The sequence below is a fragment of the Mycolicibacter hiberniae genome (assembly GCF_010729485.1).
Classification (GTDB): Bacteria; Actinomycetota; Actinomycetes; order Mycobacteriales; family Mycobacteriaceae; genus Mycobacterium; species Mycobacterium hiberniae.
On sequence record NZ_AP022609.1, the window covers coordinates 696208 to 713174 of the forward strand.

Consider the following 16967-nt stretch of genomic DNA (forward strand, 5'->3'; position numbering starts at 1 on the left):
ACCTTTTCGCGATTGACAGGGTGCGCTGGCAGAATCGCCCGGTGAACTTTCGTAACGTCGCCATCGTCGCGCACGTAGACCACGGCAAGACGACTCTGGTCGACGCCATGCTCCGCCAGTCCGGTGCACTCGCCGCCGAGCGCGGTGAGGCCCAAGAGCGGGTGATGGACTCCGGTGACCTGGAGCGGGAAAAGGGCATCACGATCCTGGCCAAGAACACGGCCGTGCATCGTCACCATGCCGACGGGTCGGTCACCGTCATCAACGTGATCGACACCCCCGGCCACGCCGACTTCGGCGGCGAGGTGGAGCGCGGGCTGTCGATGGTCGACGGTGTGGTTCTGCTGGTCGACGCATCCGAGGGGCCGCTCCCGCAGACCCGGTTCGTGCTGCGCAAGGCCTTGGCCGCGCACCTGCCGGTCATCCTGGTGGTCAACAAGACCGACCGGCCCGACGCCCGCATCGCCGAGGTGGTCGAGGCCAGCCACGACCTGCTGCTGGATGTGGCCAGCGACCTCGACGACGAGGCGCAGGCCGCTGCCGAGCACGCCCTGGGGTTGCCGACGCTGTACGCATCCGGTCGTGCCGGGGTGGCCAGTACCACCGCGCCCGCCGACGGCTCGATCCCCGACGGCGAGAACCTCGACCCCCTGTTCGACGTGCTGCTCGAGCACGTGCCGCCACCGTCGGGCGACCCGGAGGCGCCGCTGCAGGCGCTGGTCACCAACCTCGACGCCTCGGCCTTCCTGGGCCGGCTGGCCCTGATCCGGGTGTACAACGGCCGCATCCGCAAGGGCCAGCAGGTCGCCTGGATGCGCGAAGTCGACGGCGAAGAGGTGACCACCACGGCCAAGATCACCGAGCTGCTGGTCACCGTGGGCGTCGAGCGGACCCCCACCGACGAGGCGTCCGCCGGCGACATCGTCGCCATCGCCGGGATCGGCGACATCATGATCGGCGACACCCTCGCCGACCTCGCCGCGCCCCGCGCCCTGCCGCGTATCACCGTCGACGAGCCGGCGATCTCGGTGACCATCGGCACCAACACCTCGCCGCTGGCGGGCAAGGTCTCCGGCCACAAGCTGACCGCGCGCATGGTGAAGTCCCGGCTGGACACCGAACTGATCGGCAACGTCTCGATCCGGGTCGTCGACGTGGGCCGCCCGGACGCCTGGGAGGTGCAGGGCCGTGGCGAACTGGCGCTGGCCATCCTCGTCGAGCAGATGCGCCGGGAGGGCTTCGAGCTGACCGTCGGCAAGCCGCAGGTGGTGACCCGCAAGATCGACGGCAAAGTGCACGAACCCTTCGAGCACCTGACCGTCGACTGCCCGGAGGAATACGTGGGCGCCATCACCCAGCTGGCGGCTGCCCGCAAGGGGCGGATGACCGAGATGGCCAACCACACCACCGGGTGGGTGCGGATGGAGTTCATCATCCCCAGCCGTGGCCTGATCGGCTGGCGCACCGACTTCCTCACCGAGACCCGCGGCACCGGCATCGCCAACGCGGTGTTCGAGGGCTACCAGCCGTGGGCCGGCGAAATCCGCGCCCGCCACACCGGATCCCTGGTCTCCGACCGGGCCGGGGCCATCACACCGTTCGCGCTGATCCAACTGGCCGACCGCGGGCAGTTCTTCGTCGAGCCGGGCCAGGCCACCTACCAGGGCATGGTGGTGGGCATCAACCCGCGGGCCGAAGACCTCGACATCAACGTCACCAAAGAGAAGAAGCTGACCAACATGCGCTCCTCGACGGCCGACGTGATGGAGACGCTGGCCCGGCCGATCGAACTCGACCTGGAGCAGGCGATGGAGTTCTGCGCCGCCGACGAGTGCGTGGAGGTCACCCCGGAGGTCATCCGCGTCCGCAAGGTCGAACTGGACTCGACGCTGCGGGCTCGCAGTCGCGCCCGGGCCAAGAATCTCTAGGGCCGCCGCGCCGGGCGGGCGCGCTGCCCGACGGTCTTCGCGCCGTCATCGCCGCCCGGATACCCTGATGTCCGTGCCGAGACCAGCCCGCCGCAGCCGTGTCACGGCGGGCGCCCTGGCTCTGGCGACGACGCTGGTGCTCACCCAGGCCACCTCGGCGTGCACGGTCAATCCGCCGCCCGCACCGCAGAGCACGGAGACGACGAAGAGCACGGCGCCCCCACCGCCGCGGATCAGCCAGATCATCATGGGCATCGACTCCATCGGTGCCGGCTTCAACCCCCACCTGCGTTCGGACCTGTCGGCGGTCACCGCCGCGGTCAGCGCCCTGGTGTTGCCCAGTACGTTCCGGCCGGTCCCGGACCCCGCCACGCCCACCGGGTCGCGCTGGGAGATGGACCAGAACCTGTTGGTGTCGGCCCAGGTGACCGCCGAAGCGCCGTTCACGGTGACCTACCGGATCCGCCCGGAGGCCTCCTGGACCGACAACGCGCCGATCGCCGCCGACGACTTCTGGTACCTGTGGCAGCAGATGGTCAGCCAGCCCGGCGTCGTCGACCCGGCGGGCTATGACCTGATCACCGGGGTGCACTCCGTCGAGGGCGGCAAGCAGGTGGTGGTCACCTTCTCCAAGCCCTATCCCGCCTGGCGGGAGCTGTTCAACAACATCCTGCCGGCCCACATCGTCAAAGACGTGCCCGGCGGCTTCCCGGCGGGCCTGGCCCGGGCACTGCCGGTCACCGGCGGACAGTTCCGGGTGGAGAACATCGACCCGCAGCGCGACGCGATACTGCTGGCCCGCAATGACCGCTACTGGGGCCCGCCGGCCAAGCCGGACCTGGTCCTGTTCCGCCGCGCCGGGTCGGCCGCGGCGCTGGCCGACTCCATCCGCAACGGCGACACCCAGGTCGCGCAGGTGCACGGCGGCGCGGCGGTGTTCGCGCAGCTGTCGGTGATTCCCGGCGTACAGACCACCCGACTGGTCGCCCCCCGGGTGATGCAGCTGGCGCTGCGGGCGGGGGAACCCAAGCTGGCCGACGTCCGGGTTCGCCGGGCCATTCTGGGGCTGCTCGATGTCGGCCTGCTGGCCACGGTGGGGGCCGGCAGCGACAACACCGTGACGTTGGACCAGGCCCAGATCCGGACGCCCAGCGATCCCGGCTACGTGCCCACCGCGCCACCGGCCATGTCGGAGTCGGCGGCGCTGGCGCTGCTGCAGGCCGCCGGCTACCGGGTCGAGAAGGACGCGCCGCCGTCGGCGCTGGTTCCCCCCGCCGGGGCGGCCAGCACCCTGCCGCAGGCGCCGGAGATCACCCGGGGACGCATCAGCAGGGGCGGCGAACAGCTGTCGCTGGTCATCGGGGTGGCGGCCAACGACCCGACCTCACTGGCGGTGGCGAACACCGCCGCCGACCAGTTGCGCAATGTCGGCATCGCCGCCACCGTGCTGGCGCTGGACCCGGTGAAGCTCTATCGCGAGGCGCTGGTCACCCACCAGGTGGACGCGATCGTGGGCTGGCAGCAGGCCGGTGGCGATCTGGCGACGCTGCTGGCGTCGCGTTACGGCTGCGGCGCGCTGGCCCCCACCGCGGTGCCCACCTCGGGCAGCCCGGTGCCGGCTCCGTCGGGGACGGCGGCACCGCGTTCCCCGGCGCCGGCCGCCGGACCGGCCGCGCCCAGCTCAACAACCCCGCCGCCGCGCACGCCGGCGCCGGGCGCGCTGGTGCAGGCTCCGTCCAACATCACCGGGGTGTGCGATCACGCCATCCAGGATGAGATCGACGCGGCCCTCGACGGAGGCAAACCCATCGGCGAGGTGATCGCCTCGGTCGAACCACGGCTGTGGAACATGGCGACGGTGTTGCCGATCCTGCAGGACACCACGATCGTCGCCGTCGGTCCCAGCGTGACCAACGTCAGCCTGACCGGCGCCGTACCCGTGGGAATCGTCGGCGAAGCCGGCAACTGGGTAAAACTGCCCTGAATTCCCCCGGCAGGTCCGGCGTGAGCCGTCATGCCTGCTCAGACCGGTCGTCGCCGCGCCAGCGGCATGTTTCGGCCCCGGAGAACAGGTTTTTCCAATGACTTGTGCACAGCCAATTCTTGGGTAAGATTAAGCAACCTGCGCGGGAAACGTCGGAGGGGTTTGGGTATGGAACAACTCGCTCACCGCTGCCTCTCAGTGGCGGCTGCGGCTCTGTGTGTCGGCGGCCTGGTGGGGGTGCTCACCTCCATAGCGCCGGCCCTGCCCGATCAGCAGATCCGCGACATCGACCTGGCGGCAGCGAATGTCGACGTCGGCCCGGGACTCGAGATCATCGACAACCACGTCCGCCCCGACATCGTCGGCAGCGGCGGTGGCGACGACGGCCAGTTCGTCGACCTCGGCTCGATGCTCTACGGAAGCGGCGACGACGCGTGGGGTGTCGGCACGGCGATGAGCACCGCCGACCTGGACGAAACGCTGCTGACCGAGCTGGCCGGCGGTAACTTCGACCCGCAGACTCTGCTGCTCGGGTCGCCGTTCGCCGCATACATCGGGGGTGTCGAAGTCCCGGGTACCGGAACGTTCAACGGTGTGGCCGAGCAGGACGCCACCAGCGTCGCCGCCAACATGATGGCCGGGTTCAGCATGTTCCTCAACGTCGTCCCGGAGACGCAGCAGGCGCTGAACAACCTCATCACCACGACGCAGCTGGAATTCAACCTCGCCCTTGTCGCCGCGCAGCAGGCCGCCGCCGACCGGCTGTTCGGCGACAGCCCCGAGCTCTACGAAGCCGTCAACTGGATTTTCAGCATCAACAACTCGGTGCTGGCGCAGAACCAGGAGACGTTCAACTCCATGATGGGCATCAGCTACGACACCCGCCCGATCCTGCTGGGCAACTTCGACCTGACCGAGCCGGACTGGGACGCGCTGTTTGCGATGGGTTCGGCGGAGTTCAACGAGATCATCGAGGCCCTGCAGGCCGACAACCTGGCGCTGCTGCTGGGCAGCATCGACTGGGAGGGCCTGTTCGCCGGCATGTTCTGAGCGGCCACCGGGGCCGGCGGTTCATTCGCTCGTGCGGCGGTAGGGTTTCGGCGTGTCCGATCGGATTCCCCGGCTTGTGTTCGTGCATGCCCACCCCGATGACGAAACGCTGACGACCGGCGCCACCATCGCCCACTACGCCGCCCGCGGCGCCCAGGTTCATGTGGTGACCTGCACGCTCGGGGAGGAAGGGGAGGTCATCGGGGACCGTTGGGCGCACCTGACGGTGGACCGGGCCGACCAGTTGGGCGGCTACCGCATCGGTGAGCTGACCGCGGCGCTGCGGGCGCTGGGAGTCGGTCCGCCGCAATTTCTCGGCGGCGCCGGGCGCTGGCGCGACTCGGGGATGACGGGCACCCCCGCCCGGCGTCACCAGCGGTTCATCGACGCCGACGACACCGAGACCGTCGGGGCGCTGGCGGCCCTGATCCGGAAGGTCCGCCCGCACGTGGTGGTCGGCTACGACCCGCACGGCGGCTACGGCCACCCCGACCACATCCAGGCCCATCGCGTCACCACCGCGGCGCTGAACGCAGCGCAGGCCGACGCCGGCGATCCGGGCTGGGCCACGCCGAAGTTCTATTGGACGGTGACGGCCGGCAGCGCCAGAAGGGCCGCGTTGCGCCGGCTGCAGGACGACGACCGCCTGCCGCACTGGACGCTGGGGGCCGACGATTTCTCCGACGCCGTCGGGGACTACGCCGACGACCGGATCGACGCGGTGATCGAGGCTCCCGAGTCGCGCGCCGCCAAAGTGGCGGCCATGGCCGCCCACGCCACCCAGATCACCGTCGGTCCGACTGGTCGCGCGTTCGCCCTGTCGAACAACGTGATCCAGCCGGTCCTGGACAGCGAACACTACGTGCTGGCCGCCGGCGCGGCCGGTCCGCGCGACGCCAGGGGATGGGAGACCGATCTGCTGGCGGGACTTGGGTTCGGCGGCCATCCGCACCGGGTAAGCTCCTGCTGAGCAAGTCACCCGACGCAGAGGCAGGCGTAGGCATGGATCCCGATCTGGACCCCAACTTGGAGCACTGGCAGTGGTGGCTGGACAGCTTCCAGTGGATGGTCGGTTCAATGGTCAGCCAGCTGGACAGCATCCCGACTTGAGCCGAGGCGCGTCGCTCACCGAGCCCGCGACGCCTACCGACAGCCCGGCGTTCACCTTCGTCGTGCTGGCCCTGCTGGCCCTTGACGGAGCGCTCTGCGCCGTGGCCACCGCACTGCTGCTGCCCGCCCACATCGGTTCCGTTCCCTTTCCGCTCAGCGCCGTGATCGGGGGACTGGTCAACGCCGGTCTGGTGTGGGTGGCGCTGCGGCGCACGCCCTCGCTGCGCCTGGCCGTGCTGCCGCTGTGGGCATGGTTGCTCACGATCGCGCTGATGACCCTGGGCGGACCCGGGGGTGACCTGATCTTCGCCGACCGGGGTGTGATGGCCTACGGCGTGCTGTTGATGATCGTGCTGGGCAGCGCACCGGCGGGATGGCTGCTGTGGCGTCGCCGCCAGCCCGCACCGTCGACGGCCAGGTGATCCCGGCGGACCGTCGGGCCCGGTGTGCGCTCGCCGGGACGCCGATGGCGGCGGCTACTGTGGCGGTTATGGCATGCGCGAGATTCCGGATGCGGGTGACGCGCGGATGACGAGCCCGTCGGCACTGCGCCGCGTCCTGCGACGAGCCCGCGACGGCGTGCTGCTCAACGTCGAGGAAACCGCGATAGCCCTGACCGCTCGCGGCAGCGATCTGGCGGACCTGTGCGCCAGTGCAGCCCGGGTCCGCGACGCCGGCCTGGTGTCGGGAGGCCGGCGCGGGCCGGGTGGACGGCTTCCGGTCAGCTACTCGCGCAAGGTTTTCATCCCGGTCACCCACCTGTGCCGCGACACCTGCCACTACTGCACCTTCGTCACGGTTCCCGGCGTGCTGCGGGCCCAGGGCAAGCAGATGTACCTGGGACCCGACGAGATTCTCGACATCGCCCGCCGCGGTGCCGAGTTGGGCTGCAAGGAGGCGCTGTTCACCCTGGGAGACCGGCCCGAGGACCGCTGGCCCGAAGCGCGACAGTGGCTCGACGAGCGCGGCTATGACAGCACGCTGGCCTATCTGCGGGCGATGGCCATCCTGGTGCTGGAGGAGACCGGACTGCTGCCGCACCTCAACCCCGGCGTGATGAGCTGGTCGGAGATGTCGCGGCTCAAGCCGGTGGCTCCGTCGATGGGCATGATGCTCGAGACCACCTCCCAGCGGCTGTTCGAGACCAAAGGCCTGGCGCACTACGGCAGTCCGGACAAGGATCCGGTGGTGCGCCTGCGCGCGCTGGCCGACGCGGGACGGCTCTCCATCCCGTTCACCACCGGCCTGTTGGTCGGCATCGGCGAGACGCTCGCCGAGCGGGCCGACACCCTGCACGCGATCCGCAAGGTGCACAAGGAATTCGGGCACATTCAAGAAGTCATCGTGCAGAACTTCCGGGCCAAGGAGCACACCGCGATGGCGGCGACGCCCGACGCGGGTTTCGAAGACTTCCTGGCCACCGTGGCGGCGACCCGACTGGTGCTGGGCCCCAAGATGCGGGTGCAGGCGCCACCGAACCTGGTGTCGGCCGACGAATGCCTGGCGCTGATCGGCGCCGGTGTCGACGACTGGGGCGGGGTGTCGCCCCTGACCCCCGACCACGTCAATCCGGAGCGGCCCTGGCCGGCCCTGGACGACCTGGCGCAGATCACGCAGCAGGCCGGCTATGACCTGGTGCAGCGGCTCACCGCCCAGCCCGACTACGTCCTGGCCGGTGCGGCGTGGATCGACCCGCGGGTGCGCCCGCACGTCGCTGCGCTGGCCGACCCGGACACCGGCTGGGCACGCGACGTCAACCCGGTGGGACTGGCCTGGCAGGAACCCGACGACGTGCAGTCCGCCGGCCGGGTGGATCTGCACACCGCGATCGACATCGACGGCCGGGCCACCGAGACGCGCAGTGATCTGGGCAGCGCGTTCGGGGACTGGGAGTCGATCCGCGAGCAGATCCACCAGCTGGCGGCCCGGGCGCCCGAGCGCGTCGACACCGATGTGCTGGCGGCGCTGCGGTCAGCCGAACGCGACCCCGCCGGCTGCACCGACGCCGAGTATCTGGCGCTGGCCACCGCCGACGGTCCCGCCCTGGATGCGGTTGCCGCCTTGGCCGACGCCCTGCGGCGCGACACCGTCGGCGATGACGTGACCTACGTGGTCAACCGCAACATCAACTTCACCAACATCTGCTACGTCGGCTGCCGATTCTGCGCATTCGCCCAGCGCAAAGGGGACGCCGACGCCTTTTCGCTGTCCAATGCCGAGGTCGGCGAACGCGCCTACGAGGCCTACCTGGCCGGCGCGACCGAGGTCTGTATGCAGGGCGGGATCGACCCGGAGCTGCCGGTCACCGGTTACGCCGACCTGGTCCGCGCGGTCAAAGCGCGGGTGCCGTCGATGCACGTGCACGCGTTCTCGCCGATGGAGATCACCAACGGGGTCTCCAAGAGCGGCTTGAGCGTCCGGGAATGGTTGACCAGCCTGCGCGAGGCGGGGCTGGGCAGCATTCCGGGCACCGCCGCGGAGATCCTCGACGACGAGATCCGCTGGGTGCTGACCAAGGGCAAGCTGCCGACCTCGACGTGGGTCGAGGTGGTCAGCACCGCCCACGAAGTGGGACTGCGGTCCAGCTCGACCATGATGTACGGCCACATCGATTCCCCTCGGCACTGGATCGGGCACCTGCGGGTGCTGCGCGGCATCCAGGACCGCACCGGGGGTTTCACCGAGTTCGTGCCGCTGCCGTTCGTGCATCAGAGTTCGCCGCTGTATCTGGCGGGCGGGTCGCGGCCCGGTCCCAGTCACCGCGACAACCGCGCCGTGCACGCCCTGGCGCGCATCATGCTGCACGGTCGCATCGCCAACATCCAGACCAGCTGGGTCAAGCTGGGCGTGGAGCGCACGCAGGTGATGCTCAACGGGGGAGCCAACGACCTGGGCGGCACCCTGATGGAGGAGACCATCTCCCGGATGGCCGGCTCCGAGCACGGGTCGGCCAAGACCATCGCGGAGCTGACGACCATCGCCGAGGGCATCGGTCGCCCGGCGCGGCAGCGCACCACCGATTACGCGCCGGTGCCGTCGCGGGCCGAGACCGCCTAGAGGCGCGCGGCGACTTCGGTGCCCTGCTTGATGGCCCGCTTGGCATCGAGCTCGGCGGCCAGCTTCGCCCCGCCGATCAGGTGCGGCGTCACGCCGCGCTCCCGCAAGCCGTCCTCGAGGTCGCGCACCGATTCCTGCCCGGCGCAGATCACCACGTTGTCGACGGCCAGGACCTGCGGGCGGGCCTTCTTCGGGCCGAAGCTGATGTGCAGCCCGTCATCGTCGATGCGGTGGTAGTTCACCCCGGAGAGCTGGCGGACGTTCTTGGCCTTCAGCGAGGCGCGGTGCACCCAGCCGCTGGTCTTGCCCAAGGTGCGGCCCTGGGGGCCGGCGGTGCGGGCCAGCAGGTAGACCTCGCGGGCCGGCGGGACCGGGTCCGGCGCGATCAGCGCGCCCCGGGCCTCCCAGGGGTCGGCCGCACCCCATTCGGCCTTCCACTCTTTGAGGTGCAGGCTCGCAGTGGACTCCGGTGAGTCCAGGACCAGGAATTCACTGACGTCGAAACCGATCCCGCCGGCACCCACCACCGCCACCGAACGGCCCACCGGCCTGCCCGCGATCGCCTGGGCGTAGGTCATCACCATCGGGTGCTCGATGCCCGGGATCGCCGGAACCCGCGGGGTGACCCCGGTGGCCAGCACCACCTCGTCGAAGCCGGTCAACTCCTGGGCCTGGGCGCGGCGGCCCAGGTGCACCGTCACCGCGTACTTGTCCAGCATGGTGGTGTAGTAGCGGATGGTCTCGGCGAACTCCTCTTTGCCCGGAATCCGCCTGGCCAAGTCGAATTGGCCGCCGAGGAAGGCGTTCGCCTCGAACAGCGTCACCTCGTGGCCGCGCTCGGCGGCCGACACCGCCGTCGCCAACCCGGCCGGCCCGGCGCCCACCACCGCGATGCGCCGGCGCCGCCGCGCGGGGCCGAGCACCAGCGTGGTCTCGTGACCGGCGCGGGGGTTGACCAGACAGGAGACCTTCTTGTGCACGAAGGCGTGGTCCAGGCAGGCCTGGTTGCAGGCGATGCAGGTATTGATCTCGCCGGCCCGGCCGGTGGCGGCCTTGGACACCCAATCCGGGTCGGCCAGCATCGGGCGGGCCATCGAGATCAAGCGCACCGAGGTCTGCGCGAGGATCTGTTCGGCCGCCTGCGGCATGTTGATCCGGTTGGAAGCCACCACCGGGATCGTCACGTGGTCGGCGACCGCGCTGCTGATGTCGACGAAGGCGTTGTTGGGCACCGACGTCACGATGGTCGGCACCCGCGCCTCGTGCCAGCCGAAGCCGGAGTTGATCATGGTGGCTCCGGCTGTCTCGACTTCGGTTGCCAGCGCGAGGATCTCTTCCCAGCTCTGGCCGTCCTCGACGAAGTCGGCCATCGACATCCGGTAGCAGATGATGAAGTCGTCGCCGACGGCCGCGCGGGTGCGGCGCACGATCTGCACCGGCAGGCGGCGCCGGTTGGCGGGGGTGCCGCCGTAGCCGTCGGTGCGCCGGTTGGTGCGCGGGGCCAGGAACTGGTTCAGCAGATAGCCTTCGCTGCCCATGATCTCCACACCGTCGTAGCCGGCCTCGCGGGCCAGTTCGGCGGCGCGGGCGAAGTCGGCGATGGTCGACGCGACTCCGCGGGTGGACAACGCCCGTGGCCGGAAGGGGTTGATCGGTGCCTTGATGCTCGAGGCGCTGACCGAAAACGGGTGGTAGGCATAGCGGCCCGCGTGCAGGATCTGCAGCGCGATCTTCCCGCCGGCGTCGTGCACGGCCTCGGTGATGCGGCGATGGCGCCGTGCGTCGGCCCGGGTGGTCATCGCCGAGGCGAACGGCAGCAGCCAGCCCGACCGGTTCGGGGCGTAGCCGCCGGTGATGATCAGTCCCACCCCGCCGCGGGCCCGCGCAGCGAAGTACTCGGCCAGCTTGCCGGTGTCGGCGGCGCGGTCTTCCAAGCCGGTGTGCATCGAGCCCATGACCACCCGGTTGGACAGGGTGGTGAAGCCCAGGTCCAGCGGGGTCATCAAGATCGGGTACGGATTGGTGGATTCTGTTGTCACGCTGCCCCCTTCACCTCAGTGCCTGTCTGCCCGCAGTGCCGCGCCGACTTCGTCGAGCCAGTCGATCGCGCTTTCCTCGGCCCGGATACCGCCGCGCAGAACCAGGTACTGATGCAGTGCGGTGCCGGTCAGCGAACCGGGATCCGGGAACTGCTTCTTCTCCAGCGCGCGGTAGACGTCCAAGCGCTGCGCACGTTCGGCGCGCAGGTCCGCGGCCTGCTCGCGCACCGCGGCGAGGTCACCGGCACCGGCTCCGCGGAGCTTGACCGCCAGTTCGCGCAGCCGGTTGTCGACCACCGAGCTTCCGCGCCCGGCCAGCGGCGCCGCGATCCAGCGGGCCAGTTCGGCGCGGCCGGCCTCGGCGACGGTGTAGACCTTCTTGTCCGGGCGGCCCCGTTGGGCGACCTCGGTGACCTGCACCCAGCCGTCGGCCTCCATGGCGCGCAGCGTCCGGTAGATCTGCTGGTGGGTGGCGCTCCAGAAGTAGCCGATCGAGCGGTCGAAGCGGTGCGCGAGTTCATAGCCCGAGCCCGACTGCTCGCTCAGCGACACCAGGATCGCGTGGGGAAGTGCCACGCGACCGAGCTTAGGCAGCCCGAGACCCTATATGCAACTAGTTGCAGTGCAACGGTGTGCATAGCGGCCTGCGGCGGGCCGGGGACCTGCTGGTGGCTGCCGCCCGCCGGGGGCCTCTACTATCAGAAACCGATGAATCCACCGTGCGTCGCCGCAGCCTCGTGAGCCCCGTAACCGGCGGCAGGTCGGCCGCATTGCCCACCTTCCCGTGGGACACCCTGGCCGAGGCGACCGCGCTGGCCAGATCCCACCCCGACGGCATCGTCGACCTGTCCGTCGGCACCCCGGTCGACCCGGTGGCCGACGTCATCCGCGACGCCCTGGCGGCCGCCTCGTCGGCGCCGGGCTATCCCACCACCGCCGGCACCGCGGCCCTGCGCACGGCGGCGGCCGGTGCCCTGCACCGTCGCTACGGCATCACCGGGCTCACCGAATCGGCGGTGCTGCCGGTGATCGGCACCAAAGAGCTGATCGCCTGGCTGCCGACCCTGCTCGGCCTCGGCGAGCAACAGGTGGTGGTGGTCCCCGAGCTGGCCTACCCGACCTATGAAGTGGGTGCCCGGCTGGCCGGTGCGCGGTGGGTGCGCAGCGATGCCCCCCAGCTGCGCGACGGCCCGCCGCCGGCCCTGGTGTACCTGAATTCGCCGAGCAACCCGACCGGGGCGATCCTGGGCGAAGAAGAGTTGCGAGCCGTGGTCGACTGGGCCCGCGAGCACGACGTGCTGGTGGTCTCCGACGAGTGCTACCTGGGCCTGGGGTGGGACGCCGAACCGCGGTCGGTGCTGCACCCGGCGGTCTGCGACGGCGACCACCGCGGCCTGCTGGCGGTGCATTCGCTGTCGAAGACCTCCTCGCTGGCGGGGTACCGGGCCGGATTCGTCGCCGGGGACGCCGCGGTGGTGGCCGAATTGCTGGCGGTGCGCAAACACGCCGGGATGATGGTGCCCACCCCGATCCAGGCGGCCATGGTCGCTGCGCTCGATGACGACGCACACGAACACGAGCAGCGCGAGCGCTACGCGCGCCGCCGTGCGACGCTGCTGCCGGCGATCCAGGCGGCCGGGTTCACCGTCGAGTTGTCCCAGGGCGGACTCTACTTGTGGGCGACCCGCGGCGAGCCCTGCCGCACCAGCGTCGAGTGGCTCGCCCAGCGCGGCATTCTGGTGGCGCCCGGCGAGTTCTACGGGCCGGCCGGCGCGCAGCACGTGCGGGTGGCGCTCACCGCCACCGACGAGCGGATCGCCGCCGCGGCCGCACGGCTGAGCTAGCCGGTCCCGCCGGCGCAGTCGGTGGCGAGGATCCGCTCGATGGCATCGTGTTCGGCCTGGGTGACCCACAGGCCGTAGCCGGACTTGACCGCGACGATCCGCGAGACGTACACGCACCGGTAGGACCTGTTGGGCGGCAACCAGGTCGCCGCGTCGCCGTCGCCCTTCTGTTCGTTGACCGGCCCGCTGGTGGCCTGCAGGTTCAGCGGATCATTGGCGAAGTTGCGCCGGGTGACCTCGTCCCACTGCTGGGCCCCCTTCTGCCAGGCGTCCGACAGGGCCACGACGTGGTCGACCTGCACCGCCCGGGAGGTCTCCCTGCCCCGCTGGAAGGCGACCACCGCACCGCTGTAGGGATCGGTCAAAACGCCCGCGAGCACCACACACCCGTTGGTGCCCGGCTTGATCTCGGTGTCGGTCAGATCCCGGCGCAGGATGTCGTTGCGGGTATCGCAACCGTTGTGGCCGTAGGGAACCGTCACGTCGTCGCTCCAGGCCGGCCCGAACTGTGCGCGGTGATAACCGGTCTTGGGAGCCCGCCCCTTGATCGGCAGGGCCCCGAGCAGGGTCAGCGCGGCAGGACCATCCGCGGTGTCGGCGACCGGCTCGGCGGAGGCGGCGGCCGGCCCGAGGAGCAGCACCACCCCCGCGGCTGCCAGGGCAGCCGCCCACCCCGGTCGCCGGTGTTGCCGATCGCCCACGCCACCTCCCTGGCTCTGCCGGTTGGCGGGCAGGCTACCAGCGCGCTGCGACAGGCTTGGGCGCCGAACCCCGGCGCGCAATAGGGTGGGGCAGTGCTCATCGATCCCGAAGTCGCCGAGGCGCTGGCCGCCGGGCGCGCGGTCGTGGCGCTGGAGAGCACCATCATCACCCACGGACTGCCGCGCCCGGACAACCTGCGCGTCGCCCGCGAGATCGAGAACGCGGTGCGGTCCGGCGGAGCGGTGCCGGCAACCATTGCGATGGTGGGCGGAGAGCCCCACATCGGTCTCGACGACGAAGCGCTGTACCGCATCGCCACATCCGGTACCGCGGTCAAGGTCAGCGTCCGCGAGCTGGCCATGCTTGCCGCCGCGGGCGGCGACGGGGCGACCACGGTCGCCGCGACCGCCCACCTGGCCGCCGCGGCCGGCATCACCGTGTTCGCCACCGGCGGGCTCGGCGGCGTTCATCGCGGGGCGCGGGAGAACTGGGACGAATCGGCGGACCTGACGGCGTTGTCGCGCACCCCGGTGCTGGTGGTGTGCTCGGGGGTGAAGTCGATACTGGACATCGGCGCCACCCTGGAGCGGCTGGAGACGCTGGGTGTGGGCGTGATCGGCTACCGGACCGACCGGTTTCCGGCCTTCTACCTGGCCGACTCCGGCCACCGGATCGACTGGCAGGTAGGCGATCCCGAGCAGGTGGCCGCTGTGCTGCACGCCCGCAGCCGGCTGGGCACCGAAGGCTACGGCCTGGTGCTGGCGAACCCGATCGCCCGCGAGGCCGAACTCGACTGCGCGCTACACGATCGGGTGCTGGCCGAGGGCCTGGCCGCCGCCGAGGCGCAGGGCGTCCGCGGCAAAGACGTCACGCCGTTTCTGCTCGAGCACTTTCACCAGGCAACTCAGGGCGCATCGGTGGACGCCAATGTCGCTCTGGTACTGGCCAATGCGCGCCTGGCGGGGCAGGTGGCCGTCGCCTACGCGGGCCGCTGAGCCCCGCGGCGCTCAGCGGCTCCGCACCCTGGCGATACACATCTCGGGCTCGACGAACGGCTCCAACTGCGCGCTGCCGCCGGGAGCTCCCTCGGCGTTGAGCAACCCCCGCAGCAGGCCCAGGTGCATGGCGCAGCTGACCTCGGGGTGCGACTGGGCCAAGTCGCGAACCGGGCATCCGGAGAGCAGGATCGTGCGCCGGCCCGGGTCGCCGTCAGCGCCCGGCGCCGGCGCCGCGAGTTCCGCACCGAAACCCATGCGCGCAAAGATTCCGGTGATCCGCTCGGCGCAGTCGCCGATGCCCGAGGCCGGACCCGACCCGTTCGACGTGGGGTCGTGTGAGTCCAGAATGCGGTCCGCCCAGCGGCGACCCGCCCGCTCGGCGCGTACCCGGCGCTCCTCAACGGTCTCGCCCAGCTCCATCGCGAGGATCTCGGCGAGGCTGCGGTAGTCCAGCCGGTCCCGCACCGCCACGTAACCGGTGCGGGGGCGCCCGACGCCGTCCCGTTTGATCCGGGTCCGTGCGACCGCCCCGTCGTCGCACAACGCGTCTAAGTGGAACCGAACGGTGGTGACGTGCAGATGCATGCGTTCGGCGAGCTCTGCGGCGTCGACGGCGCCGCTGGCCGCTCCCACCAACCGCAGCACTCGTTCCCGCTGCTGGTTCCGGGGTAACCGCTGACTGCGATGGGTTCCGCGCCGCTGGCCGGACTCGTCGTGCATGAATTCCCTCTCGTTGAGGAGTCGTCCACGAATTGCAGGAGCTGATTCGTTGATACCACTTGCGGCGGTCGGCCGCCTTTCGGTCCGTCGGCCGGCCCCGCGACGAGGGCGGGGGTAACGTCCCCCGAATGCTGCTGACCTCGCTGGCCGACGACGGCTCGAACGCCTCGGACATCGCCGATGCGGTGCGTATCGGCAACACCCTAGTGAGCCGCGCGGAGCTCAGCGGTGCCGGAGCCGCGGTGCTCGCAGACCTTGCCGGGGTGTCGCGGGTCGCGGTGTCGGCCACCCCGACGGCGCAGACGGTGCTGGCGGTCGCCGGATGCCTGCTCGCCGGGGTGCAGGTGGTGCCGGTTCCCGCCGACGTCGGCGCCGCCGAGCGCCAGCACATGCTGCGCGACTCGGGGGCGCAGGCCTGGCTGGGGGAGCGGCCGGAGGACCTCGCCGGTCTGCCGCACTTCGCGGCCCGTGCCGGATCGCCGCAGCGGCCGGTCGAACCGCCGGAAGACGACACCGCGCTGATCATCTACACCTCCGGCACCACGGGCCCGCCCAAAGGCGTCCAGTTGAGCCGGCGCGCGCTCGCGGCGGACCTCGACGCGCTGGCGCAGGCGTGGCAGTGGAGCCCGGATGACGTCCTGGTGCACGGCCTGCCGATGTACCACGTGCACGGACTGGTGCTGGGCCTGCTGGGATCCCTGCGGGTGGGCAACCGCTTCGTGCACACCGGCAAACCGTCGCCGCAGGCCTACGCGGCCGCGGGCGGCACACTGTATTTCGGGGTGCCCACCGTGTGGTCGCGGGTGGTGGCCGACGCCGGCGCCGCTGCGGCGCTGCGGCCGGCCCGGCTGCTGGTCTCGGGCAGTGCGGCGCTGCCGGTCCCGGTGTTCGACGCGCTGGTCGCCCGGACCGGCCACGCGCCGATCGAGCGTTACGGCGCCACCGAGTCGCTGATCACCGTGAGCACCCGGGTCGACGGTGAGCGCCGGCCCGGATGGGTCGGTCTGCCGTTGCACGGGGTGCAGACCAAGCTCGTCGCCGACGACGGCGGCCCGGTGCCGCACGACGGTGCGACGATCGGGCGGCTGTCGGTGCGCGGACCGACGCTGTTCGAGGGATACCTCAACCGGCCCGACGCGACGGCAGCGGCCTTCGACGCCGACGGGTGGTACCGCACCGGGGATGTGGCGGTGATCGACGCCGACGGCATGCACCGGATCGTGGGCCGCGAATCGGTCGACCTGATCAAGACCGGCGGCTTCCGGGTCGGGGCCGGGGAGATCGAGACCGCGTTGCTCGGTCATCCCGCGGTGTCCGAAGTGGCCGTCGTCGGCCTGCCCGACGAAGATCTGGGGCAGCGGATCGTCGCGTTCGTGGTGCCCTCGCCGGACGGTGCCGCCCCGCCCGATGAACTGATCGACTATGTGGCTCAACAACTGTCGGTGCACAAGCGGCCGCGGGAGGTGCGGATCGTCGATGCCCTGCCCCGCAATGCGATGGGGAAGGTACTCAAGAAGGCGCTGCTGACGTAGGCT

General features: G+C 70.8%; 12 protein-coding genes and 1 pseudogene. 9 read left to right on the forward strand and 4 right to left on the reverse strand.

What is annotated here, in order from left to right:
* The first annotated feature begins 41 nt into the window (after positions 1–41).
* The 6 genes from typA (at position 42) to G6N14_RS03380 (ending at position 9129) form a co-directional block, all read left to right on the forward strand.
* Positions 42–1928 carry a translational GTPase TypA gene (typA, locus tag G6N14_RS03355; protein WP_085137080.1) on the forward strand — a complete coding sequence of 629 codons (1887 nt, stop codon included), beginning with the start codon at positions 42–44 and terminating at the stop codon, positions 1926–1928.
* 67 nt (positions 1929–1995) lie between these two features.
* Complete coding sequence (locus G6N14_RS03360) at positions 1996–3912, forward strand: ABC transporter family substrate-binding protein (protein ID WP_085137082.1); 1917 nt, start codon at positions 1996–1998, stop codon at positions 3910–3912.
* A 168-nt stretch (positions 3913–4080) separates the two neighbouring features.
* The gene (locus tag G6N14_RS03365; protein WP_133054952.1) at positions 4081–4962 is read left to right on the forward strand and encodes a hypothetical protein; all 882 of its coding nucleotides are present in this window, start codon (positions 4081–4083) and stop codon (positions 4960–4962) included.
* Between the two features lie 52 nt (positions 4963–5014).
* Complete coding sequence (mshB, locus tag G6N14_RS03370; RefSeq protein WP_085137086.1) at positions 5015–5932, forward strand: N-acetyl-1-D-myo-inositol-2-amino-2-deoxy-alpha-D-glucopyranoside deacetylase; 918 nt, start codon at positions 5015–5017, stop codon at positions 5930–5932.
* 136 nt (positions 5933–6068) lie between these two features.
* A complete protein-coding gene (locus tag G6N14_RS03375; RefSeq protein WP_085137088.1) occupies positions 6069–6494 on the forward strand; it encodes a hypothetical protein in 426 nt (141 codons plus the stop codon).
* A gap of 73 nt (positions 6495–6567) precedes the next feature.
* Positions 6568–9129: a bifunctional FO biosynthesis protein CofGH gene (locus G6N14_RS03380; RefSeq protein WP_179960802.1), complete on the forward strand. Its 2562-nt coding sequence runs from the start codon at positions 6568–6570 to the stop codon at positions 9127–9129.
* Here G6N14_RS03380 and G6N14_RS03385 read toward each other — a convergent pair.
* Both G6N14_RS03385 and G6N14_RS03390 read right to left on the reverse strand, forming a co-directional pair.
* The gene (locus G6N14_RS03385) at positions 9126–11132 is read right to left on the reverse strand and encodes an FAD-dependent oxidoreductase (protein WP_085137090.1); all 2007 of its coding nucleotides are present in this window, start codon (positions 11130–11132) and stop codon (positions 9126–9128) included. The two genes, G6N14_RS03380 and G6N14_RS03385, sit on opposite strands and share 4 nt — an antisense overlap.
* Before the next feature lie 51 nt (positions 11133–11183).
* Positions 11184–11744 carry a PadR family transcriptional regulator gene (locus G6N14_RS03390; RefSeq protein WP_085137092.1) on the reverse strand — a complete coding sequence of 187 codons (561 nt, stop codon included), beginning with the start codon at positions 11742–11744 and terminating at the stop codon, positions 11184–11186.
* A gap of 161 nt (positions 11745–11905) precedes the next feature.
* Between G6N14_RS03390 and dapC the strand changes: the two genes are divergently transcribed.
* Positions 11906–13012 carry a succinyldiaminopimelate transaminase gene (gene dapC, locus G6N14_RS03395; protein WP_085137094.1) on the forward strand — a complete coding sequence of 369 codons (1107 nt, stop codon included), beginning with the start codon at positions 11906–11908 and terminating at the stop codon, positions 13010–13012.
* Positions 13013–13026: 14 nt separating this feature from the next.
* Here dapC and G6N14_RS03400 read toward each other — a convergent pair.
* Positions 13027–13671, reverse strand: a pseudogene (locus tag G6N14_RS03400) (HNH endonuclease family protein); the annotation flags it as partial.
* A gap of 135 nt (positions 13672–13806) precedes the next feature.
* Here G6N14_RS03400 and G6N14_RS03405 point away from each other — a divergent pair.
* Entirely contained in the window at positions 13807–14709 is a 903-nt protein-coding gene (locus G6N14_RS03405) for a pseudouridine-5'-phosphate glycosidase (RefSeq protein WP_085137096.1), read from the forward strand.
* Positions 14710–14721: 12 nt separating this feature from the next.
* Here G6N14_RS03405 and G6N14_RS03410 read toward each other — a convergent pair whose 3' ends face one another.
* Positions 14722–15432, reverse strand: a complete 711-nt coding sequence (locus G6N14_RS03410) for a helix-turn-helix transcriptional regulator (protein ID WP_085137097.1) — start codon at positions 15430–15432, stop codon at positions 14722–14724.
* Positions 15433–15560: 128 nt separating this feature from the next.
* Between G6N14_RS03410 and G6N14_RS03415 the strand changes: the two genes are divergently transcribed.
* Positions 15561–16964: an acyl-CoA synthetase gene (locus G6N14_RS03415; protein ID WP_085137099.1), complete on the forward strand. Its 1404-nt coding sequence runs from the start codon at positions 15561–15563 to the stop codon at positions 16962–16964.
* Positions 16965–16967 lie beyond the last annotated feature (3 nt).